18 protein-coding genes are annotated in these 22,372 nt (G+C 67.9%); 4 read left to right on the top strand and 14 right to left on the bottom strand.

The annotated features are described in order from the left end of the window. Positions 1–90 precede the first annotated feature (90 nt). Together ACEXHE_RS06480 and ACEXHE_RS06475 are read left to right on the top strand one after the other, a co-directional pair. Positions 91–765, top strand: a complete 675-nt coding sequence (locus tag ACEXHE_RS06480) for an amino acid ABC transporter permease (protein ID WP_091693321.1) — start codon at positions 91–93, stop codon at positions 763–765. After that, positions 762–1,646, top strand: coding sequence for an amino acid ABC transporter permease (locus ACEXHE_RS06475; protein WP_374785142.1), 885 nt, complete (start codon positions 762–764; stop codon positions 1,644–1,646). The genes ACEXHE_RS06480 and ACEXHE_RS06475 overlap by 4 nt, the downstream gene beginning before the upstream one ends. A 25-nt stretch (positions 1,647–1,671) precedes the next feature. Here ACEXHE_RS06475 and dapE read toward each other — a convergent pair whose 3' ends face one another. After that, positions 1,672–2,883 carry a succinyl-diaminopimelate desuccinylase gene (gene dapE, locus ACEXHE_RS06470; protein ID WP_374785141.1) on the bottom strand — a complete coding sequence of 404 codons (1,212 nt, stop codon included), beginning with the start codon at positions 2,881–2,883 and terminating at the stop codon, positions 1,672–1,674. 23 nt (positions 2,884–2,906) lie between these two features. On the opposite strand from dapE, the gene dapD reads away from it, so the two are divergent. After that, a complete protein-coding gene (dapD, locus tag ACEXHE_RS06465; protein WP_374785140.1) occupies positions 2,907–3,899 on the top strand; it encodes a 2,3,4,5-tetrahydropyridine-2,6-dicarboxylate N-succinyltransferase in 993 nt (330 codons plus the stop codon). Between the two features lie 33 nt (positions 3,900–3,932). Then, a complete protein-coding gene (locus ACEXHE_RS06460) occupies positions 3,933–4,811 on the top strand; it encodes a hypothetical protein (RefSeq protein ID WP_374785139.1) in 879 nt (292 codons plus the stop codon). Positions 4,812–4,925: 114 nt separating this feature from the next. Here ACEXHE_RS06460 and ACEXHE_RS06455 read toward each other — a convergent pair whose 3' ends face one another. The 13 genes from ACEXHE_RS06455 to ACEXHE_RS06395 all read right to left on the bottom strand — a co-directional run bounded on the left by ACEXHE_RS06455 (position 4,926) and on the right by ACEXHE_RS06395 (position 22,275). Next, entirely contained in the window at positions 4,926–6,212 is a 1,287-nt protein-coding gene (locus ACEXHE_RS06455) for a citrate synthase (RefSeq protein ID WP_260062676.1), read from the bottom strand. 128 nt (positions 6,213–6,340) lie between these two features. Beyond that, positions 6,341–7,783, bottom strand: a complete 1,443-nt coding sequence (locus ACEXHE_RS06450; protein WP_374785138.1) for an APC family permease — start codon at positions 7,781–7,783, stop codon at positions 6,341–6,343. Positions 7,784–7,837: 54 nt separating this feature from the next. After that, a complete protein-coding gene (dapC, locus tag ACEXHE_RS06445) occupies positions 7,838–8,983 on the bottom strand; it encodes a succinyldiaminopimelate transaminase (RefSeq protein ID WP_374785137.1) in 1,146 nt (381 codons plus the stop codon). 13 nt (positions 8,984–8,996) lie between these two features. Beyond that, the gene (gene fdxA, locus ACEXHE_RS06440) at positions 8,997–9,323 is read right to left on the bottom strand and encodes a ferredoxin (RefSeq protein WP_091693298.1); all 327 of its coding nucleotides are present in this window, start codon (positions 9,321–9,323) and stop codon (positions 8,997–8,999) included. A 53-nt stretch (positions 9,324–9,376) separates the two neighbouring features. Further along, positions 9,377–9,874 carry a hypothetical protein gene (locus tag ACEXHE_RS06435; RefSeq protein ID WP_091693296.1) on the bottom strand — a complete coding sequence of 166 codons (498 nt, stop codon included), beginning with the start codon at positions 9,872–9,874 and terminating at the stop codon, positions 9,377–9,379. Then, positions 9,855–11,762, bottom strand: coding sequence for a translational GTPase TypA (gene typA / locus ACEXHE_RS06430; RefSeq protein ID WP_374785136.1), 1,908 nt, complete (start codon positions 11,760–11,762; stop codon positions 9,855–9,857). Before typA ends, ACEXHE_RS06435 begins: the two co-directional genes overlap by 20 nt. Before the next feature lie 181 nt (positions 11,763–11,943). Continuing rightward, positions 11,944–13,776, bottom strand: coding sequence for an ABC transporter ATP-binding protein (locus ACEXHE_RS06425; RefSeq protein ID WP_374785135.1), 1,833 nt, complete (start codon positions 13,774–13,776; stop codon positions 11,944–11,946). A 25-nt stretch (positions 13,777–13,801) separates the two neighbouring features. Next, the gene (locus tag ACEXHE_RS06420) at positions 13,802–14,923 is read right to left on the bottom strand and encodes an ABC transporter permease (RefSeq protein ID WP_336705422.1); all 1,122 of its coding nucleotides are present in this window, start codon (positions 14,921–14,923) and stop codon (positions 13,802–13,804) included. A gap of 230 nt (positions 14,924–15,153) precedes the next feature. Then, a complete protein-coding gene (locus ACEXHE_RS06415; RefSeq protein WP_374785134.1) occupies positions 15,154–16,671 on the bottom strand; it encodes an ABC transporter permease in 1,518 nt (505 codons plus the stop codon). Between the two features lie 226 nt (positions 16,672–16,897). Beyond that, positions 16,898–18,760: an ABC transporter family substrate-binding protein gene (locus ACEXHE_RS06410; protein WP_374785133.1), complete on the bottom strand. Its 1,863-nt coding sequence runs from the start codon at positions 18,758–18,760 to the stop codon at positions 16,898–16,900. A 409-nt stretch (positions 18,761–19,169) separates the two neighbouring features. After that, positions 19,170–20,087, bottom strand: a complete 918-nt coding sequence (locus tag ACEXHE_RS06405; protein WP_374785132.1) for a hypothetical protein — start codon at positions 20,085–20,087, stop codon at positions 19,170–19,172. Further along, entirely contained in the window at positions 20,084–20,683 is a 600-nt protein-coding gene (locus tag ACEXHE_RS06400) for a hypothetical protein (RefSeq protein ID WP_277245643.1), read from the bottom strand. Before ACEXHE_RS06400 ends, ACEXHE_RS06405 begins: the two co-directional genes overlap by 4 nt. Positions 20,684–20,784: 101 nt before the next feature. Continuing rightward, the gene (locus tag ACEXHE_RS06395) at positions 20,785–22,275 is read right to left on the bottom strand and encodes a phytoene desaturase family protein (protein WP_374785131.1); all 1,491 of its coding nucleotides are present in this window, start codon (positions 22,273–22,275) and stop codon (positions 20,785–20,787) included. Positions 22,276–22,372: the final 97 nt, after the last annotated feature.

The raw sequence follows: 22,372 nt of genomic DNA, 5'->3' as shown, positions 1-22,372 counted from the left end.
CTGCACCTCTCACCGTGAGACCGGTGGCAGGCGGGAGCATCCCGCCTGCCACCGGTGCACCGATCCCCTCCCTCCCCACTCAGGAAGACCATGAACGGATTCGCTGAACTCTTCGCCGAGTACGACATCCTCGGCGCCTTCTGGATGAACATCCGGCTGACGTTCTTCGCGGCCATCGGATCCTTCGTGCTGGGGATCATCCTGGCCGTGTTCCGCATCTCCCCCGTCGGCTCCCTGCAGCGGGTGGGCGCCGGGTACGTCAACATCCTGCGCAACACCCCGCTGACCATCATCATGGTGCTCGGCGTGCTGGCCGTCTGGGGCCAGCTGAAGATCACCTTCTCCGACGACTTCCCCCTGAACTTCTTCACCTACGCGGTGATCGCGCTGTCCATCTACCATGCGGCCTTCGTCTGCGAGGCGATCCGCTCCGGCGTGAACACCGTTCCGCTGGGCCAGGCCGAGGCCGCCCGCGCGATCGGTCTGAGCTTCCTGCCCGCCGCCCGGCTGGTGATCCTGCCGCAGGCCCTGCGCGGCGCCGTGACTCCTCTGGGCAACACGCTGATCGCCCTGACCAAGAACACCACCGTGGCCGCCGCCGCCTCCGTGGCGGAGAGCTCCGGACTGATGAAGACCATGATCGAGTTCCGACCTGACCTGATGATCCAGATCTTCCTGACCATCGCCATCGGCTTCTGCCTGATCGTGATCCCCATGGGCCTGCTCACCACCTGGCTCTCCGACAAGCTGGCGGTGGCGCGATGAAGGCTCAGCCCTCAGTCCTCTTCGACGCGCCGGGTCCCAAGGCCCGCCGCAACATCATGATCTCCAACCTGGTCACTCTGGCCGCTGTGCTGGTCCTGGTGGTCCTGGTGCTGATGAAGCTCAACGAGCAGAACCAGCTCGAGCCCAACCTGTGGCTGCGGGCGATCGACGGCAACGCGTGGGCCAACTACTACCTGCCCGGCCTCCAGTTCACCCTGCAGGCCTCCGGCATCGCCGTGGTCACCTCGCTGGCCTTCGGACTGCTCTTCGGCTTCCTGCGTCTGGCCCCGTTCGGCCCGATCCGCTGGTTCGCCGGTGTGGTGGTGGAGTTCTTCCGCGCGGTGCCCGTGCTGGTGATGATGGTCTTCCTGTACTTCTTCTTCGCCCGCGTGGTGGCCGGCAACGGCGCCATGTCCCCGCAGGACGCCCCCTACTACGCCGTGATCGTGGGTCTGACCCTGTACAACGGCGCCGTGATCGCCGAGCTGGTGCGCTCCGGCGTGAAGTCCCTGCCCAAGGGTCAGCGCGAGGCCGCCGCCGCGATCGGCATGACCTCGAACCAGTCACTGCGCCTGGTGGAGGTCCCCCAGGCCCTGACCGCCATGCTGCCCTCGCTGCTGAGCCAGTTCGTGGTGATCATCAAGGACTCGGCCCTGGGCTATCTGATCGGCTTCTACGAGCTGCTACAGTACTCCCGCCAGCTGGGCTCCGGCCACGGCAACATGCTGCAGTCGCTGATCGTGGCCGCCCTGGTGTTCATCGTCATCAACTTCATCCTGACCTGGGTGGCCACCCGGCTCTCCCGCCGCCTGTCCTCCCGGACCAGCGGTGAGACCGCACCGGCCACGGCGGCGACCACCGGCGCGGTCAAGACCGCCTGATCAGGGTCGGCTGGCTGGTGCCGGGTCAGCGAGGGCTGTCCGGCAGCAGCCAGTCCTGCATGGCCCGCAGGCAGGTGCGCACGGCACCGGCGGTGACGTGCTCATCGTCGGTATGGGCCAGCAGGGCATCGCCGGGCCCGAAGTTCACGGCAGGCACGCCCAGCTCAGAGAAGCGGGCCACATCCGTCCAGCCGAACTTGGGCATGGGCTCCCCGCCCACCGCCTGCACGAACGCCGCCGCGGCGGGCCGGTCGAGTCCGGGCCGAGCGGCCGGGGATCCGTCCACGATCTGCACTGCGTCCCCGGAGAAGCCAGCCTCGGCCAGCACGCCCAGCACATGCTCGTGGGCCTGATCCAGGGTCTTGTCCGGGGCGAAGCGGTAGTTGATCTCCACGGCCGTGGCGTCCGGGATGACGTTGCCGGCGGTCCCGCCGTGGATGCGCACCGCGTTCAGTCCCTCCCGGTAGTCCAGGCCCTCCACGGTGACGGTGGCCGGCTGGTACGCGGCCAGTGCCGTCAGCAGCGGTGCCGCACCGTGGATGGCGTTGACCCCGCGCCAGGCCCGTCCGGAGTGCGCGGCCACGCCCGGCACGGTCACCACATAGCGCGAGGTGCCGTTGCAGCCCCCTTCCACCACACCGGCGGTGGGTTCGAGCAGCACCGCGAAGTCGCCCTCGAGCAGGTCCCGGGCCTCCCGGGCCACCCGCAGCAGACCGGATCGCTCGGCATCCACCTCCTCGTGGTCGTAGAACACCCAGGTGATCTCCCGCTGCGGCTGCGGACCGCCCTCAGCCCCGATCAGCCCGGCCAGGGCCAGCTGCACGGCCACGCCGCCCTTCATGTCCGTGGTGCCACGCCCGTACAGCACGGCCTCATCGGCAGGCAGGTTCCCGACGACGGCCGACGGCTCCCAGCGCGAGGGCACCGTCCCCTTCGCCCCCTCCACGGTCGGCAACGGGACGGTGTCCAGGTGACCGGCCAGCACCACGCGGGAGTCCAGGCCGAACTGTGTCCGGGCCACCACGGTGTCCCCGATCCGGGTCACCTCCAGGCGCGGCAGAGCACGCAGGGCGGACTCCACGGCATCGGCCAGCGGCGTCTCCTGGTCAGAGACCGAATGGATGTCCACCAGGGCCGCCGTCAGCACGGCCACGTCGGTGTCCAGGGGCGGAAGCGTGACTTGAGGGGCCCTGTGGTGGGAGGTCTCGGAACGGGGCGCAACGTCGTCGGGAAGCATGCCGTTCACTCTAGACTGGGGCCATGACCACCACGCCTGATCAGCACCAGACTGCCCTGCCCGAGACCACCTCCCGCACCGCCTCCGGATACGGTCTGGCCACCACCGCCGCCAACGGGTCCGTGCTGGACGTCTGGTTCCCTGCGCCTGCCCTCGGCGAGCTCTCGGCCAAAGACGCTTCGGTGAAGGAGCAGCTGGCTGCAGCAGCGCAGGACGATGCCGAGCGGGGCACCACCCAGTCCGTGGTGGAGGTCCAGATCGACCTGGACGCGGCCCCGGCCGACACCGCCGACGCCTGGCTGCGTCTGCACCTGCTCTCCCACCGCCTGGCCGCGCCGAACACCCTGAACCTGGACGGCGTGTTCGGGCTGCTCACCAACGTGGTGTGGACCAACTACGGCCCCTGCGCCGTGCAGGACTTCGAACTGACCCGCCTGAAACTGCGCTCGCGCGGACCGGTGGCCGTGTACGGGGTGGACAAGTTCCCCCGGATGACCGACTACGTGGTGCCCACCGGCGTGCGGATCGGCGACGCCGACCGGGTCCGCCTGGGCGCCCACCTGGCCGAAGGCACCACCGTGATGCACGAGGGCTTTGTGAACTTCAACGCCGGCACCCTGGGCACCTCCATGGTGGAGGGCCGCATCTCCGCCGGCGTGGTGGTGGCCGACGGCTCCGATGTGGGCGGCGGCGCCTCGATCATGGGCACCCTCTCCGGGGGCGGCACCCAGAGGATCCGGATCGGCGAGCGGGTGCTGCTCGGCGCCAACTCCGGTGTGGGCATCTCGATCGGGGACGACTGTGTGGTGGAGGCCGGACTCTACGTCACCGCCGGGACCCGCGTGGCCGTTCGGCAGGGGTCCGGGGCCGAGGCCGAAGAGACCACCGTGAAGGCCGTGGAGCTCTCCGGCGTCTCCAACCTGCTGTTCCGGCGCGATTCGGCCACCGGCCAGGTCCAGGCCCTGCCGCGCGCGGGCCAGACCGTGGAGCTGAACTCCGCCCTGCACGCCAACTGATCTGATGGACGAACCCTCCGGGACGGCCCGGCCGTGAGCAGCTCCGCTGCACGCCGCCGCGCCCAACGGCGCCGCCGCACCACCGGAGTGCTGGTGCTCTGCACTGCCCTGGTGGTGGGCGGTGGCTGGGCGGCCTGGAGGTTCGTGGACGACTCCGAGGTGCTGGTGCGCGAGCGCTGCACCGCAGTGGTGGGACCGGACTCGTTCGAGCTGGCGCCGGATCAGGCCGCCAACGCCGCCCTGATCAGCGCAGTCTCCATGGACCGGGGACTGCCCGCCCGGGCGGCCTCGATCGGGATCGCCACCGGGTTCCAGGAGTCCAAGCTGCGCAACATCGACTACGGTGACCGCGCCGGCCCGGACTCACGCGGCCTGTTCCAGCAGCGCCCGTCCCAGGGCTGGGGCTCCGAGGAGCAGGTGATGGACCCGGTGTACGCCGCGAACCGCTTCTTCCAGGAGCTGGAACTGGTGGCCCCGGACTTCGAGGACATGGACATCACCGTGGCCGCCCAGAAGGTCCAGCGTTCGGCATTCCCGGACGCCTACGCCGACCATGAGCCCGAGGGCCGGGCCTACGCCTCCGCCCTGACGGGCAACTCCCCCGCCGGGCTGAACTGCGTGCTCAAGTCCCCCCAGGCCCCGGGGGACGCCGCCGGGTTCGCCACGGCCCTGACCGAACAGCTCTCCTCAGCCGATCCCGTGGCCGCCGCCGACGGCAGCACCGTGACCCTCTCGGCCAGCGGGACCCGCGGCTGGGCCCTGGTGCAGTGGGCGGTGGCCCACGCCCAGCAGTTCGGTGTCACCTCCGCTGCCTACGGAGGACTGCAGTGGGTCCGCTCCGAGCACGGCTGGGTCTCCGCCACGGGACCGGCGGCCGCTGAGGGCACCGTGACGGTGACCTTCCACCGCTGAGGCGAGGGAGCCGCCGTCGGGCATGCCTGTCCGGTGTGCCGGTGCGGCCCCAGGCACAGCAGAGGGGGCCGGCCGAAGCCGACCCCCTCAGGAGTGCTCGTGGTGCAGGACGCCTCAGCGACCGGCCGGGTAGTCCCGGCTCTCCACACCCGTGTAGATCTGGCGCGGACGGCCGATCTTGGTGGTCTTGTCCTCCATCAGCTCGCGCCACTGGGCGATCCAGCCGGGCAGGCGGCCCAGGGCGAAGAGCACGGTGAACATCTTCTCCGGGAAGCCCATGGCCTTGTAGATCACGCCGGTGTAGAAGTCCACGTTCGGGTACAGACGACGCTCCACGAAGTAGTCGTCCGCCAGGGCCTTCTCCTCCAGGCGGCGGGCGATGTCCAGCAGTTCGTCATTGCCGCCGAGCTTGTTGAGGATGTCCTCCGCGGTGGACTTGATGATCTTGGCCCGGGGATCGTAGTTCTTGTAGACGCGGTGGCCGAAGCCCATGAGCTTGACCCCGTCCTCCTTGTTCTTCACCTTCTCCATGAACTCCTCGGGCTTGATGCCCTCAGCCTGGATCTTGCGCAGCATGTTCAGCACGGCCTCGTTGGCACCGCCGTGCAGCGGGCCGTAGAGGGCGTTGATGCCCGCGGAGATGGAGGCGAACATGTTGGCCTGGGAGGAGCCGACCAGGCGCACGGTGGAGGTGGAGCAGTTCTGCTCGTGGTCCGCGTGCAGCATCAGCAGCAGATCCAGGGCCTTGACCACGTCCGGGTCCAGCTCGTACGGCTCGGCCGGGACGCCGAAGGACAGGCGCAGGAAGTTCTCCACCAGGTTCAGGGAGTTGTCCGGGTAGAGCATGGGCTGGCCCAGGGACTTCTTGAACGCGTAGGAGGCGATCACCGGCAGCTTGGCCAGCAGGCGGATGGTGGAGATGTGGACCTGCTCCTCATCGAAGGGGTCCAGGGAGTCGGCGTAGAAGGTGGACAGCGCCGAGACCGCCGAGGAGAGCACCGGCATGGGGTGCGCGTCCCGCGGGAAGCCGGAGAAGAAGCCCTTCAGGTCCTCATGCAGCATGGTGTGCATGCGGATGTTCTGGTCCCAGTCCTCCAGCTGATCGCCGGTGGGCAGCTCGCCGTAGATCAGCAGGTAGGCGACCTCGAGGAACGAGGAGTGCTCGGCCAGCTGCTCGATGGGGTAGCCGCGGTAGCGCAGGATGCCCTCATCACCGTCGATGTAGGTGATCGCCGACTTGGTGTTCGCGGTGTTCATGAACCCCGGGTCGTAGGTGACCAGACCGGTGTCCTTCAGCAGCGGGCCGATGTTCAGGCCGTCGTTGCCGACGACGGCGTTCTCCCGCCCCAGCTCGACGGTCTTGCCGTCCACCGACAGCTGGGCTGACGTGTTCTCGGTCATGGGTTCTCCCTCATGAGTAGCTCGTGATGGCACCGGGCGCCGATGGGCGCACAGCATGTGCAGTCACCCCCTACGCTACCAAGCAGTTCTCCACGGGGCGGAATCCGTGACGTCGCTCACGGCCCGCTTCAGGATTCCCGACGACGGCCCGCCAGCGCCGCGTGCAGGCGTTCCTCCGCGTCCTCTCCCGGCTCGATCCCCCGGGGGATGCGGAACAGGAACACGATGCCCAGCAGCCACCACAGCCCGCACAGCAGGTAGGAGACCGGGTGGATGGAGGCCGGCATGCCCGGGATGTACAGCGAGAGCAGGCCCAGGGTCAGCACCACGCCGGCGATCCCGATGACCTTGCCCAGGGTGGGGCCGCCGCTGCGGAACGGCCGGGCCATCTCCGGTTCGCGCCGGCGCAGGATCAGGAACACCACACACACCAGCATGTAGGTCAGCACGATGCTCGGGGAGCCGGAGTCCACCAGCCAGCCCAGGGCGTCCTCCCCCAGGAACGGGGCCAGCACGGAGAGCCCGCCGATGAACAGCACCGCGTTGGAGGGGGTGCGGTACTTCGGGTGCAGCTGGGCGAACCAGCGCGGCAGCATCCCGGACTGGGCCAGGGCGTACATCAGGCGGGAGGCGCCGATCAGCATGGCGATCCAGGAGGTGATGATGCCCGCGGCACCGCCGGCGATCAGCAGGTTGGCCATGAAGGTGCTGTTGTACAGGGCCCCCGTGGCATCGGCCGTGGCCAGGTTCGAGGCCAGCAGCTCGTTGAGCGGCATGGAGGAGGCGGTGGTCAGGGCGGTCATGATGTACCAGACGGTGGCCATGGCCACGGAGATCACGATCAGTCGGCCGATCCTGCGCGGCTCCATCCGCAGCTCCTCGGCGCTCTGCGGGATCACGTCGAACCCGACGAACAGGAACGGGACCACGATCAGCACCGTGAACAGGCCGGTGGCGTTGGTGAAGAAGGGCTCCATGTTCTCCACGGAGCCGTTGGTGAAGGAGCCGAAGACCAGCATCAGGCCCACGAGCACCAGGAAGATCACCACGAAGGTCTGCACGATCCCGGCGACCTTCACGCCCACGTAGTTGATGACGGTGACGATGACGGCGGCGGCGGCCCCGATCAGGGCCCACCACAGGGCCACGTCCGAACCGAAGATCGTGTACATCTTCTGTTCGCTGATCTGGGGGAACACGTACTCCACCGTGCGCGGCAGGGCCACGGCCTCGAACGCCACGATGGTGATGTATCCGCCGGTGATGCCCCAGGAGCCGATGAACGCCCAGCGGGCACCCATGCCGCGCATCAGGTACTGGTGCTCGCCGCCCACCTTGGGGATGGCCGAGGTCAGCTCGGCGTAGACGAAGCTGACCACCATCATGATCAGTCCACCGGTGGTCAGCGCGATCACGGCGCCCAGGGTTCCGGCGCCCTCGAGCCAGCCGCCGGTCAGCACCACCCAGCCGAAGCCGATCATGGCGCCGAAGCCGATGGCGTAGCCGTCCAGTTCGTTCAGTGTCTTCTTCAGCTCCGGCGCGTGACCGGTGCCCCCAGGTGCAGTGCTCATGCGAGGTAGGGTACGCCCTCGGGGCACCTCACCTGCGCAGGTGGTCGCTGTGCGTCAGCCCCGCAGCCGCTGGGCGGCCTGTTCCACGGCCTCGTCGGTGGCGGTGATCGCCACGCGCACGTATCCGTTGCCGTGCTCACCGTAGAACGTGCCCGGTCCCACCAGGATGCCCAGATCCGCGAACTCCCCCACCAGGTCCCAACTGGACTGGGGGCTGGGAGCGGACTGGACGTCGTCGGGAAGCCTGCCGTCCCGGGTCCACAGGTACAGCCCGGCCTCCGAATGCTCCACCACCAGACCACGGGCCTGCAGGGCGTCCTTGAGCAGCGTGCGGCGGCGGCGGTAGCGGTCCTTCTGCTCCTGGACGTGGGTGTCGTCCTGCAGGGCCACGGTCATGGCACTCTGCACCGGCGCGGGCACGATCATCCCGGCATGCTTGCGCGAGTTCACCAGGTTCAGCACCAGGTCCCGGTCCCCCGCGGCGAACGCGGCACGGTACCCGGCCAGATTGGACTGCTTGGACAGGGAGTAGACGCTGAGCAGACCGGTGTGGTCCCCGCCGGAGACCTCCGGGTCCAGGATGCACGGTGTGCTGGCGGTGCCGTCCCACCGGTCCCAGCCCAGCTCGGCATAGCATTCGTCCCCGGCCACCACGGCGCCCAGCTCACGGCCCTGCCCGACGACGGCCCGCAGCTCCTCCACGGAGGCCACCTTGCCGGTGGGGTTGCCGGGGGAATTGGTCCAGATCAGCTTCACCCGGGACCGGACGTCCGGGTCCAGCTCATCCAGGGAGTCAGCGGCCACGGGGGTGGCGCCGACCAGCTGGGCGCCGATGTCATAGGTGGGGTAGGCCACCGACGGGCGCACCACCACGTCTCCGGGACCGATCCCCAGCAGCAGCGGAAGCCAGGCGATGAACTCCTTGGAGCCCACCGTGGGGATGATCGCCTCCGGGTCCAGCCCCGGCACGCCGCGGCGCCGGGCGAACCAGCCGGTGATCACCTCGCGCAGGGCCGGCGTGCCGTGCGTGGTGGGGTACCCGTGGGCGTCGGCCCCCGCGGTCAGCGCGTCCTGGATCAGCTGCGGAGTGGGGTCCACGGGCGTGCCGATGGACAGATCGGAGATCCCACCCGGGTGTGCCTGCGCAGTGCGGCGGTACGGGGCCAGGGACTCCCAGGGGTATTCGGGCAGGGTCAGCATGCCGGAGCGGGGATCAGAGGTCGTGCTGCTGCGGGGGCAGCGCGGCGATGATCTCGTGGTCCTTGGGGATCAGACCCATCTTGGCGGCGCCGCCGGGCGAGCCGAGGTCGTCGAAGAACTCGACGTTGGCCTTGTAGTAGTCGGCCCACTCCTCCGGGACGTCGTCCTCGTAGTAGATGGCCTCCACGGGGCAGACTGGCTCGCAGGCGCCGCAGTCCACGCACTCATCCGGGTGGATGTAGAGGGAGCGCTCCCCCTCGTAGATGCAGTCCACCGGGCATTCCTCGATGCAGGCCTTGTCCTTCAGGTCCACACACGGCAGGGCGATGACGTAGGTCATGTGGGGTGAACCGCCTTTCTGCGGTCGTCACGGGAGCGGGTCTGCCCACCAGCTTAGACCGTGTGCGTCCCTGCGCCTCGGACCGGGTGGCCCACGCCACGCAGCAGCCGCTGGGACACCAGCATCAAGGCCACGCCGACCGCCGGGACGCCCCACTGCCACAGAGCGCCGGCCACCGCCGGACCGGGGAGCATCTGGAGGGTGTACTGGTCCAGTCCCACGGAGAAGGAGTCCGAGCCGGGCCAGTAGCGCATCAGCAGCACAGTGGTGAAGGCGGCCACAGCCACGATCCCCCCGACCCACAGCTCCCGCGTGGACAGGGCGGCCCACAGTTGGACGGCCGCCACCAGGATCAGGGCGAGCAGCGCACCCCAGGGCAGCAGGATCCCCCCGAGCCAGCTCAGCTGCAGGTGCAGGACAGTGCCGAACAGCCCGGCGAGGATCCCGAGGACGACCGCCAACGCGGCCGCTGACCAGCGGGACCGCGGATGGGTCCCGCTGGTCGGTGCAGCGGTCTCAGACAGCGTCTGCTCAGGCGCGGGCGCGGGCACGGGCTGCCTTGAGCCGCTCGTTGGCGTCCAGCACGACCTTGCGGATGCGGATGGACTCCGGGGTGATCTCCACGCATTCGTCCTCGCGGGCGAACTCCAGAGACTCCTCCAGGGTCAGCGTGCGCGGCGGAGTCAGGCCCTCGAACGAATCCGAGGAGGCCGCACGCATGTTGGTGAGCTTCTTCTCCTTGGTGATGTTCACATCCATGTCGTCCGCACGCGAGTTCTCGCCGACGATCATGCCCTCGTACACCTCGGAGCCGGGCTGGATGAAGAAGCTGCCGCGTTCCTGCAGGTTGATCATGGCGAACGGCGTGGCGGTGCCGGCACGGTCGGCCACCAGAGATCCGTTGTTGCGGTACTCGATGGGTCCGGCCCAGGGCTCGTAACCATTGGCGATCGAGGAGGCGATGCCGGCACCGCGGGTGTCGGTCAGGAACTGGGTGCGGAAGCCGATCAGGCCGCGTGCGGGGACGTTGAAGTCCATCCGGATCCACCCGGTGCCGTGGTTGGACATCTCCAGCATGCGGCCCTTGCGAGCGGCCATCAGCTGGGTGATCGCCCCCATGTACTCCTCGGGGGTGTCGATGGTCATGCGCTCCATGGGCTCATGGATCTTGCCGTCGATGGTCCGGGTGACCACCTGGGGCTTGCCCACGGTCAGCTCGAAGCCCTCGCGGCGCATCTGCTCCACCAGGATGGCCAGCGCCAGCTCGCCACGGCCCTGGACCTCCCAGGCGTCGGGACGTTCGGTGGGCAGCACCTTCAGGGACACGTTGCCGATCAGCTCGGCATCCAGACGGTCCTTGACCTGACGTGCGGTGACCTTGGCGCCCTTGACGCGGCCGGCCAGCGGGGAGGTGTTGATGCCGATGGTCATCGAGATCGCCGGGTCGTCCACGGTGATCAACGGCAGCGGCTTGGGGTTGTCCACATCGGTGAGGGTCTCACCGATCATGATGTCCTCGATGCCGGCCACGGCCACGATCTCGCCCGGACCGGCCTGCTCGATCGGCTCGCGGGTCAGGCCCTTGGTGCCCAACAGCTCGGTGATCTTCACGGTCTTCAGGGCGCCGTCCTGGCGGGCCCAGACTACCTGCTGCCCCTTCTTCAGGGTGCCGTTGAAGATGCGCAGCAGCGCCAGGCGGCCCAGGAACGGGGAGGCGTCCAGGTTGGTGACGTGTGCCTGCAGGACCTCGCCCTCGGTGTAGGACGGGGCCGGGATGTGCTCCATGATGGTGGCGAACAGCGGCTCCAGGTCCTCGTTGTCCGGCAGGGAGCCGTCGGCGGGCTGCTCCATGGAGGCACGGCCGGCCTTGCCGGAGGCGTACACCACGGGCAGGTTCAGCACGGAGTCCAGGTCCAGATCCTCGACCTCATCGGCCAGGTCCGAGGCCAGACCCAGCAGCAGGTCCATGGAGTCCGAGACCACGCCGTCGATCCGGGCGTCCGGACGGTCGGTCTTGTTGACCACCAGGATCACCGGCAGCTTGGCGGCCAGCGCCTTGCGCAGCACGAAGCGGGTCTGGGGCAGCGGGCCCTCGGAGGCGTCCACCAGCAGGACCACACCGTCCACCATGGACAGGCCGCGTTCGACCTCGCCGCCGAAGTCGGCGTGTCCGGGGGTGTCGATCACATTGAAGGTGACGGTCTCACCGTTCGCGGAGGGACCGGAGTAGAACACGGTGGTGTTCTTGGCCAGGATGGTGATGCCCTTCTCCCGTTCCAGGTCCCCGGAGTCCATCACGCGTTCGGCGACGTCGCCGTGGGTGTTGAAGGCACCGGTCTGGCGCAGCATGGCGTCGACCATGGTGGTCTTGCCATGGTCCACGTGGGCCACGATGGCCACGTTGCGCAGATCGGAGCGCTGGATACGGGAATCTGTCATGCGGGGAGAACCTTAATCTTAGGGAGGTTTCGGGCACGGTGGCCCCGAACGATTGTACGGGCACAGTCCACCTCGCCAATACCACCTCCCCCACGACGACGGAACGGCCGCCTTCCGCAGGTGGCGGAAGGCGGCCGTGTGGTCGCGCTGGAGACGAACTCCCTCAGCGTGCTCGGCGGTCTCAGTAGACCTTTTCGCCGAGGGACTCCAGCAGGGCCTTGCGCTCCATGCGGCGCTGATACTGCTCGTCCGGGTCCGGGATCGGCGCGGCGGCCAGCAGGCGCTTGGTGTAGTCCTGCTGGGGGTGGTGCAGGACCGTGTCCGTGCGCCCCTTCTCCACTTCACGGCCGTCCTTGAGCACCAGCACCTTGTGGGCCAGCATGTCCACCACGGCCAGGTCATGGGAGACGAACAGGCAGGCGAACTCGTAGCGGGACTGCAGTTCGGCGAACATGTCCAGCACTGCCGCCTGCACGGAGACGTCCAGGGCGGAGGTGGGCTCATCGGCGATCAGCACCGAGGGGTCCAGGGTCAGGGCGCGCGCGATCGAGATGCGCTGGCGCTGACCACCGGAGAGCTCGTGCGGGAAGCGGTTGACCACCGAGCGCGGCAGCTTGACCGCGTCCAGCAGCTCGTAGGCCCGCTCCAGCCGACTCTTGCGGTCTCCCACCTTGTGGATGACCATCGGCTCGGTGATGACATCGCCGATCGGGAATCTCGGATCCAGTGAAGCCGCCGGGTCCTGGAAGACCACGCCGATGTTCTTGCGCAGGCTGCGCTGCTCCGCCGACGCCATAGTGGCCAGGTCATGGCCCTGGATCTTCAGCGAGCCGGCCGCCACGGGCAGCAGTCCCAGCACAGCCTTGGCGATCGTGGACTTGCCGGATCCGGACTCACCGACCAGCCCCATGATCTCTCCGGGGGCCACGGTGAAGTCGACGTCGTGCACCACACGGTTCTTCTTGCCGCGGTGGTCGTACTCGATGCACAGGCCCTGGGCCTCCACGGCGTACTTCACCGTGGACTGAGTGGTGGTCACCGGCTCCGGCTCGGCAACCTCCAGGGTGGCGCCCAGGCGGGGCACCGAGGCCAGCAGGCGCTGGGTGTAGGGGTGCTGAGGGTTCTGCATCACCTGGTGGACCGGTCCGGACTCGACCATCTCACCGCGCAGCATCACGCAGACGCGGTCGGCCATGTCTGCCACCACGCCCATGTTGTGGGTGATCAGCAGGATGCCGGTGTTGAGCTTGTCCTTCAGCTCGCGCAGCAGCTCCAGGATCTCGGCCTGGACGGTCACGTCCAGCGCCGTGGTGGGCTCGTCGGCGATGATCACCTCGGGCGAGCAGCTGATGGCCATGGCGATCACGATGCGCTGACGCTGGCCGCCGGAGAACTGGTGCGGGTACTGCTTCAGCCGGTTCTTGGCGTCCGGGATGCCCACCATGGTGAGCAGCTCGATGGCGCGCTGGTCTGCCTCGGTGCCGTAGGCGATGCCGTGCAGGTTCAGCGCCTCCGTGAGCTGGTCTCCCACCGTGAGCACCGGGTTCAGCGCGGTCATCGGCTCCTGGAACACCATGGCCGCGTGCCGGCCACGGATCTTGCGCAGGCCGTTCGCGTCCAGGGCCGTCACGTTGCGGTCGCCCAGCATCACCGTTCCGGTGATGTTGGCGTTGCCCGGCAACAGGCCCATGGCGGTGGACGATGTGACGGACTTGCCCGAGCCGGACTCGCCGACCAGGGCCACCACCTCACCGGGCTTGATGTCGAAGGTGACGCCCTTGACGGCCTCCACATCACCGAACTCGGTGTCGAAGGTCACCGCCACGTTGTCGAAGGACAGGATCGGCGCCCCGCCACGGTCCGGGTGGCGCTTGACCACGCCGAAGGATCCGGTGGAGGGATTCGACGTCGTCTCTGCCGAGGCCGCGTCCTGAGATCCTGCGGCATGGGAGCCCGCCGAGGTCGCCGGGGTGGTGGCGTCATCGGCCTTGTTCTTGCGTCCGAAAAGGTTCATGGTTGTCTCTCCTCGCCGGTGCTCGTCAAGAACCGGGGTGTGCGATGGTGGTGCTGCCGTTGTTCGGCTGCCCAGTGCCAGCCCCGGTGGCGCCGCCCGCAGGAGCGCCAGCGTTCGAGGCCGACGCCTTCAGCGACCGGTCACGGCCAGAGAAGCCGAGGAAGGACCTGCGCTTGCGCCGCGACCCCTGACGCGGATCGAAGGCGTCGCGCAGCCCGTCACCGAGGAAGTTGATGGACAGGGCGATGCCCAGGATCATCAGGCCGGGCCACCAGAACAGCCAGGGCCGGGTGGAGCCGGCGTTCTGGTACTGGCTGATCAGCAGCCCCAGCGAGGAGTCCGGAGCCTTGACGCCGAAGCCCAGGTAGGACAGCGAGGTCTCGAGCAGGATGGCTGCGGCGATCGCGAAGGTCGCGTTCACCACGATCACGCCGATCGTGTTGGGCAGCAGGTGCTTGAGGATCACTCGTCCGGGCTTGGCACCCATGGCGATGGCTGCGGCCACGAACTCCTTCTCGCGCAGTGAGAGCACCTCACCACGGACCAGACGAGCCAGGGAGGTCCAGGTGACCAGCCCCAGCACCAGGGCCAGCGGCAGGATGCCGCCGCCCAGCCCGCTGGACATCTGTCCGAGCACAGCGGCCAGCACCAGCAGCGGGACCACGATGATCAGGTCCGTCATCCGCATCAGGATGGCATCCACCCAGCCGCGGAAGTAGCCGGAGACGGCGCCGATGAGCGCACCCAGGGCGGTGGAGACCATGCCCACCACCAGCGCGATGATCAGCGACTGCTGGGTTCCGCGCATCACCAGGGCGAAGTAGTCCTTGCCGGTGGAGTCCTGACCGAAGGGGTGCTCACCCCAGGTGATCCCGGATCCGCCGAGCCACTGCGGCACCACGGACAGGGTCGGATTGCCGCCGTTGATGACGGTGCCGGCACGCGTGTAGTCCTTGTCCCACCATCCGGGGATGCCCGCGAAGCCGATGGAGGTGAAGGCCAGCAGGAACACGAAGATCAGGAAGACCATCGCGATCATCGCGGCCTTGTGATTGCGGAAGCGGCGCCGCACCAGCTGGCCCTGGCTGTAGGACTTGCCGGTCTTCTGACGCAGCTTGGCGTCTTCGACCTCCGCCAGATCAGCCATGTCGACGGCCTGCTGGGAGCTGGATGGTCCGGTCCCGCCGAGGGGAGCCGGGGCATCGGGATTGCCGAGGCCGCCGATCGATTCGTCCAGCGGCGTGTGGTCCATGCCGCTGTGACGATCGGGGTCGCCACCCATCGGCTGGTCAGCCGGGTGACGTGAGGGAGTGTTGTTGTCGTCCATGTCGCTGTTCTCTGCGCCGGGTCGGTTGGTGTTCTCGTTGCTCATGGACATCACACTCGGATCCGGGGGTCGAGGACGGCGTACAGGATGTCGGCGAGCAGGTTGAACAGCACGGCTGCGGTGCCGGTCACCAGGAAGAACGCCATCACGGGCGCAGGGTCCACCTGGTCCAGGCCGGTGGCGAACAGCTCACCCATGCCCTTCCAGCCGAACACGCGCTCGGTGATGACCGCGCCGCCGATCAGCCCTGCGAAGTCGAAGGCCATGATCGTGGTGATCGGGATCAGGGAGTTGCGGAAGGCGTGCTTGAGGATGACCTGGCGCTCCCCCAGGCCCTTGGCCCGAGCGGTGCGGATGTAGTCCTGCTGATTGACCTCGAGCATGGAGGCGCGGGTGTACCGCGAGTAGCTGGCCAGCGAGATCAGCGTCAACAGGATGGTCGGCAGCAGCAGCTGTGCGCCCTTGTCCAGGAAGTCCTCCCAGAAGGTGCCCACGAAGTTCGGCGTCTGCGAACCGATGGTGGAGATCGGACGGTTCTTGAGCTCCAGGAATCCGGGCCAGCTGCGGAAGAGCTGCTCGACCACCATCAGCCCCCCCATGACCATTGCGGTGAAGACGCAGACCCAGGATGCCGCCGCCTTGGAGAAGCCACCGACTGCTTGGCCGATGCCGATGGCGACGATCAGGGAGAGAACGAACAGCCCTGCCAGGATCCACCAGTTGGGCTCCCAGAGGATGCCGTAGGTCACGTAGTAGGCGATCACGCCTACCACCACGGTGATCAGTCCGGCGTACAGCACCCGCCGATTACGCAATCCGGCGCCGAGCGCCGTGGCACCGACCGCGGTGGCGGCGCCGACCAGGGCAATGGCGATCGGTCCGAGCTGCGGATAGCGCGCGAAGTTGAGCCAGTCCAGGTACGGCATGACCACACAGACGAAAACGAAGCTGGCAGCGAACGTGAGCAGTCGCCGCTTCCAGGTGCCACCGAGCACGGCCTGAAGTGTGACGCCCAACACCAGAGCGACCGTGAGGATCGCCGGCCAGGAGAAGGAGGGATCGGCGATCCAGTTGTTGTAGCCGATCGCCATGTATTCCTTCAGGAGCACGGCGGCCCAGAACACCGGTAGGGAGAAGAACAGGAAAGTGAAGAAGGTGACCACGTAGTCCATGCCGGAGTATTGGCGGATAGCAGTCAGAATGCCGATGGCCACGCCCAGGACGATCGCGATCAAGGTGGCCAAGACCACCAGTCGAAGGGTCGATGAGGCCGCCAGCGCCAGCAGGTCGGTCACCTGCTGGCCAGACCGATTGGTGCCGAGATCGCAGTCTCCGACGAAGCAGCCGCCGACCCCCTTGAGCCAGGTCCAGTACCGCTCGAACCAGGGCATGTCCAGATTCATATTCTCAGACCGCTGCTGCATGAGGTATTCGCGATTGTCTGCGTTGGACTCACGCAGGTCCTTGAGAGGGTCGCCGGAGTTGATGACAAGGACATACAGCAGCACTGAGGCGCCGAAAAGCACCAGGAGGGAACTGCCGAGTCGTCGGAGGATGAATTTCAGCACAACGAGAAGTGCCTTCCGTACCGGGGGGTGAGGTCAGGGACTGGGGACAGGTGGGGGGGCCTGGTCGTCGCGGCCGCCCCTCTGAAGTAGTGAGATTACCGGAGAGTCACGTCGACGTCGGTCGGCCCGACGTCGTGATGTCTACAGAGAGTGAGGCCCGGCCACCAAGGCGACCGGGCCTCCCTCTGAGCGAGCTCAGACGTCAGCGACTCGAATGATCTTCAGATCACTCGGCGCGGACCCACTGCTCCACGTTCCACAGTGCGCCGTTCTGGGTGGCAGTGGCGCGGACGTTAGCCACGTCTTCAGAGTGCGCCAGCACACCCGGGTGGGCGTACAGCGGAATACCGAAGAGATCATCCCAGAGGATCTTCTCGATCTTCTTCACCTGTTCAGCGTGGACCTCGGGATCCACCGAGCCAGCCAGGGTGCTCCACTCCTGATCCAACTCCTCATTCGAGTACTCGCCGTAGTTCTGCTGGCCCACGGGCAGCGAGGAGTAGATGTTGCGACCGGAAGCGATCTGCCCGGATCCAGCCCAGGCGAACAGGGCGACGTCGTAGTCACCGTTCACCACCGTCTCCGTGAAGAAGGCCTCGTTGCCGGCGTCCTCGATGGTGAAGCCAGCCTCGTCACAGGAGGACTTGATCAAGGCCACAGTCTCAGCGCGCCGCGGGTTGGGCGAGTTGTACCCAATGCGGACGGTGGGGTTGTCCACACCGGACGCCTCGACCAGCTTCTTGGCCTCCTCGATGTTGACCTCGTCATACTGGCCCTCATAGGCAGCGTCCACGACCTCCTGGTAGTTGTCCTGGAAGGGGAAGACCTCCCGAGCGTTCAACACCTGGGCCTCAGGATCAAGCGGCTTGATCAGGTTGTCCACAATGGTCTGCCGCGGGACGCACAGGGCGAAGGCCTGACGCAGCTCCAGGGAGTCAGCGAATGGGGACGAATCGCGGAAGTTGAAGTCCAGGTGCTCCCAGGTCATCTCCGAGCCCTGCTGAATGACGATCTTGTCGCCCAGGTTCTTCAGCTGGTCCAGGGTATCCACCGTGGCCTGCGGCTCGATGACGTTCAGGTCCCCGTTGTCCAGGGCCTGGACGTGGGTGTCCGCCGCTGCGAAGCGGATGACGAGATCCTGAGTGGCGGGCGGGGTTCCCCAGTACTTGTCGTTGGCGGTCAGGGTGATCGACTGACCCGGCTCCCAGCTCTTGAACTTGTACGGCCCGGCGGACGGCGCGATGTCGTCGGACGGCACCTCACCCGGTGAGGTGTTCCAGCCCTCGTTGAAGAACTCGGCAACCGGAGCCAGAGCCTCGGCGTCCTCGGCCTTGACGGCCTCAATCAGTTCCTCCAGGGACATATCCGACTGCTCAGCCATGACGTGCGCCGGCAGGACGGCGTCCATCATGATCTCCCAGTCGGCGTAGGGCTCCTTGAAGGTGACCGTGAACTCCTTACCGGACGGATCACCCTCCGGTGCCTCCTCCACGTACTCACCGAAAGTGTGCGAGATGGCCTGGAAGATCGGTGCCTCGTCCTCGCCCGACCCGGAGGTGATGCGCGGGTTGGACCAGCCCCATTTGGCGATGTAGTCCGCCACGGTCACCGGGGTGCCGTCAGACCAGACGGCGTCCTCATGGATGGTGTACTTCACCTGGAGCGGCTCATCCGAGACCTTCTCGTAGCTGCCCATGTCCTCGTTCGGGTGGATGGTGCCATCGGTGCCGAAGTAGAAGAAGCTCGGCTGCATCCGATCCACCACGGCAGAGTTGTACGTGGAGTACGTGGCTGGTGTCATGCCGTTGTAGGAGGTGAACTCGTCCTCACCCACGGAGTAGGCGACAGATCCCTCCTTCGTCTCGACATCGCCGAGGTCAGCCAGCGCGGTCTCGTCTTCAGGCTGAACGGTCAGCTTGTTGCCGAACTCACCGGTGGCCAGTTCGCCGCCGTTGCCGCCGTCAGCGGACTGGGTGTTCCCGGATCCACCGTTGTTGTTGTCAGCCGGGCCCGCGGGGGCGCAGGCGGACAGGACCAGTGCCGAGCCGGCGACGAGCGCGGCAGCGGCAGAAAGCTTTGTGAACTTCATCAAAGCGCTCCATTCATACAGGGTGCGAGGGTTCGGAGTGCTCCAGACCCATCAAGGGGGCTGTGGGGCCTTCACAAGACGATCAACATGGGCTGACCACCTCATCAACGTGAGGAGCACCACAAGGTGACATGAGAATAGTCCGCTCACATGCGAAAGCAACATTGAATATGCACCGGGCGTGTCAATCGTTACCATCCCGTAACGTGCCGGATCCGCGACGTCACGGCCGTGTTTCCGCGAGATGTCGGGCCCCTGGGTCCCCGTGACGGCCGTCATCACGAGGCGGCCGTCGGCTCTGCCGTCGGAAAACTCTCATCGAACGACGACGCCGACCGGGCGTGTCCACCACACCCGATCGGCGTCTGCCTCCTCACCGGTCCGTGACCTCAGGACCGCTCCAGGCCGATCACCGCGGCAACTGCCCGCCCAGCGGGAAGTAGGGCAGGTAGGACAGGCCCGAGACGTTGTACTTGAAGCGGATCCCCATCACGATCCGAATGCCCACGTGCATCCCCCACGCTCCGACCGCGAAGAGCTGTCCCAGACGCCGGTGGAGCAGTGACAACGGGGCTCCCAGCTCCACGACCAGAGCGGTGACGGCCAACGCCGTGAACAGCTCCTTCTGCTGGTACAACACCGTCCCGGCCTCCGGTTTGGCCGAGCCGAACAGGTCCTTCCGCAGTCCGTCGATGGCGATCTGGCCACGCAGGACATCACCCTTCGCCCACCGCAGACCCAAGGGGCCCCGCACCTTGGCGACGCCGGAGATGACGTAGACGGCCGTCGTCGCGATGTTCATGGCGGTGGGGATGCCGCCGTAGGCGCGGTCGAAGCGCTCCGGCGCCAGCGTGCGATCGCGCAGGAGGGAGTCCACGCTCAGCGCGTCCGCCGAGCGCGTGGTGCCCAGGACCATCTGGTGCAGCACGAGCATGTTGTCGTTGTGCAGGAGCATGGTCCAGGAGTTGCGGTAGCTGATGGTCCACAGCTGCAGTGCGGCGTTCAGCGGCCCGGTGACGCGGTGCCCGATGCCCAGCGTGGCGGCGGCGTTGACCCCCTGGGCGGCATCGAACAGGCGGTCGGCCACCACCGGAGGCAGGGGCCGCTTCAGCACCTTGACCACACCGACCGGGGTGAACTGCGAGGCGTCCTGGCGGTGCAGCTTCTGGAACATGCCGCGGCGGCGGAGGTGGTGCACCGCGGAGAAGGCACCGGTGGCCAGGCGCAGCACGGCGGGCCGAAGGGGCTGGGCGGCCGGACGGAACAGGTCCAGGGCGCGGTGCATCCAGCGTCCCTCGGCGGCAGGCAGGTCCAGGGGGCGGTTCATGACAGCTCCTCGATCGGTGCGGTGCGTGCGGAGACGGGGCGAGTGGGCTGGACGGCTTCGGCGGTGCCCCCCACGGTGCACCGGGCATGCACGGTCTCGGTCTGCGGTTCAGTGGTGCCGGCGTAGTAGGTGTCGAAGTGGAATCGAGAGCGGACCACCTCCACACGGACGATCGCCGCCTCCTTGCGGCGACGCACGGCACCCGGGCCGCTCCCCCGGGCGGACCGGTCACGCTGGGCATGCAGGGCATCGGCGTAGCGCTGGGCGACCTCCACCGCTCGGCCCTTCCGCACCATTCGGGCGATCTGCTTGCGGACCTGGTTCAGTCCCCCGGCGCCGAAGTGCTGGTGGTGCGGGAGCACACGCTCACCCCCTGCGGTGTACCCGACGACATGCGGCACCCAGGCACGGTCCTTCCGGTCCTCGGAGAACATGGGATAGGTGGACAGGGGGAAGGAGTCCCGGGTGTTCTTGGCGTTGCGGTCCGCACTCCAGTAGTGGCGCAGCGGGGCCAGCAGGACGGCGGCGAAGGCCACACCTCCGGCCAGGGCGAGGGCATCCCGACCGGTGGGCGGTGGGCTCGGGGTCTGGTTCACGCTGGTCCTCTCATCAGGTGTGGGTGCGATGCGATGCGGTGCAGTGCACAGCGGGCGGTGCGACCGGTGATGGCCGCGCGAGGTGAGGTGCCCGAGTGTGGTCACCGGCCGTCGTCGTGCAGGTCCTGGATGGCCGCGCGGGCGGCCCAGTAGCCGGCCATGCCGTGCACTCCCCCGCCGGGCGGAGTGGAGGAGGAGCACAGGTACAGCCCGGGCGTGCCAGTGCGGTGCGGGGAGAAGGTCAGCCCAGGCCGCAGCACCTGCTGCAGCCCGCCCATCGAACCGCCGGCGACATCACCCCCGATCAGGTTCGGGTTCCATGCCTCCAGGATCGAGGGGGTGCTGGCCACCCGGCGCAGGATGCGGTCCCGGAATCCCGGCGCGAACCGTTCGATCTGGGCCTCGATCAGCCCGTCCACCGGGGTGTCACAGCCGGCCGGCACGTGGGCGTAGGTCCAGACCACGGTGGAGCCGGCTACCGGGCCCCGGGCACGAGTGGGATCGGCGGCCTGCTGTTGGCAGACCATCACGAACGGCCTGTCCGGCAGCCGTCCGGCGCGGGCCTCGGCCTCGGCGTGCTGGAGCTCGGCCACGGTGCCGGCCACATGCACGGTCCCCGCCCCGGCCACCCGCGGGTCCGTCCACGGGATGGGTCCGTCCAGCAGATAGTCCACTTTGGACGAACCGGTGCCGTACCGCCAGTTCCGCATCCGCCGGGCGAAACCCGGCGCCAGGTCCACGCCCTCCAGAGCCAGCACCTGGCGCGGTGTCAGGTCCAGCAGCACGGCGTCCGCCGGGGGCAGCTGGGCGAGGTCGGTGATCTCCTGGCCCAGGTGGATCCGCCCACCGTGGGAGGTGATGATCGAGGCCAGCGCGGCCGGAATGGACCCCGTGCCGCCGGCAGCCACCGGCCAGCCGTGCGTCATGCCGATGGCGCCGAACACGGTCCCGAACGCCGAGGTCAGCAGGCTGCCGGGCGGGACCACAGCGTGGACGGCGGATCCGGCGAACAGGGCCCGCGCCGGCTCGTCCCGGAACAGGACCCGGCCCAGAGCGCTGGCCGGCCAGGGGGCCCGTAGTCCGAACCGGACCATGTCCGTCAGGTGCGGCGGCACCCGCAGCAACGGCCCCAGGATGTTCTCCACATGCCGGTCCAGGTGTTCCACGATCGGGCGGTGCAGGGCGGTCCAGGCGTGTCCGTCCCCGTCCAGCTCCCGGGCGGTCTGCTCCAGGGACCGGTGCAGGACAGCTGCCGGGCGGCCCTCCAGCGGGTGGGCCATGGGCAGCTCCGGGTGCAGCCACTCCAGTCCGTGTTCGGTCAGCTCGAGTTCGCGGAAGGCCGGGCTCACCACGCCGAACGGATGTCCGGCGGCGCCCAGGTCCACGGTGGTGCCCGGGCCCAGCAGGTCGGAGGACGCCGCGGCCCCGCCGATCATGGCGTTGCGCTCGAAGACCTCCACGTCCCAGCCGCGCCGGGCCAGCAGGGCGGCGGCAGTGAGGCCGTTGGGGCCTGATCCCACGACGACGGCCCGGCCGGTCCGCCCCTGAGGGCTCGGCGAGAGAGGGGCTGACTGGGTGTGCGGCGTGCTCATGCCCTCATCCTCCACGACTCGGGTCAGGGATCCTGACCGGCTGCTGAGCACAGCCTCTCAGGTCCGGATGAGACCGGGATGAGACCCCGGTGAGGCG

Source organism: Micrococcus sp. IITD107 (genome assembly GCF_041927415.1).
Lineage (GTDB): Bacteria > Actinomycetota > Actinomycetes > Actinomycetales > Micrococcaceae > Citricoccus > Citricoccus terreus.
The sequence above is the reverse complement of the archived record's forward strand: the minus strand, read 5'-3'. Positions and strand labels throughout refer to the sequence as shown.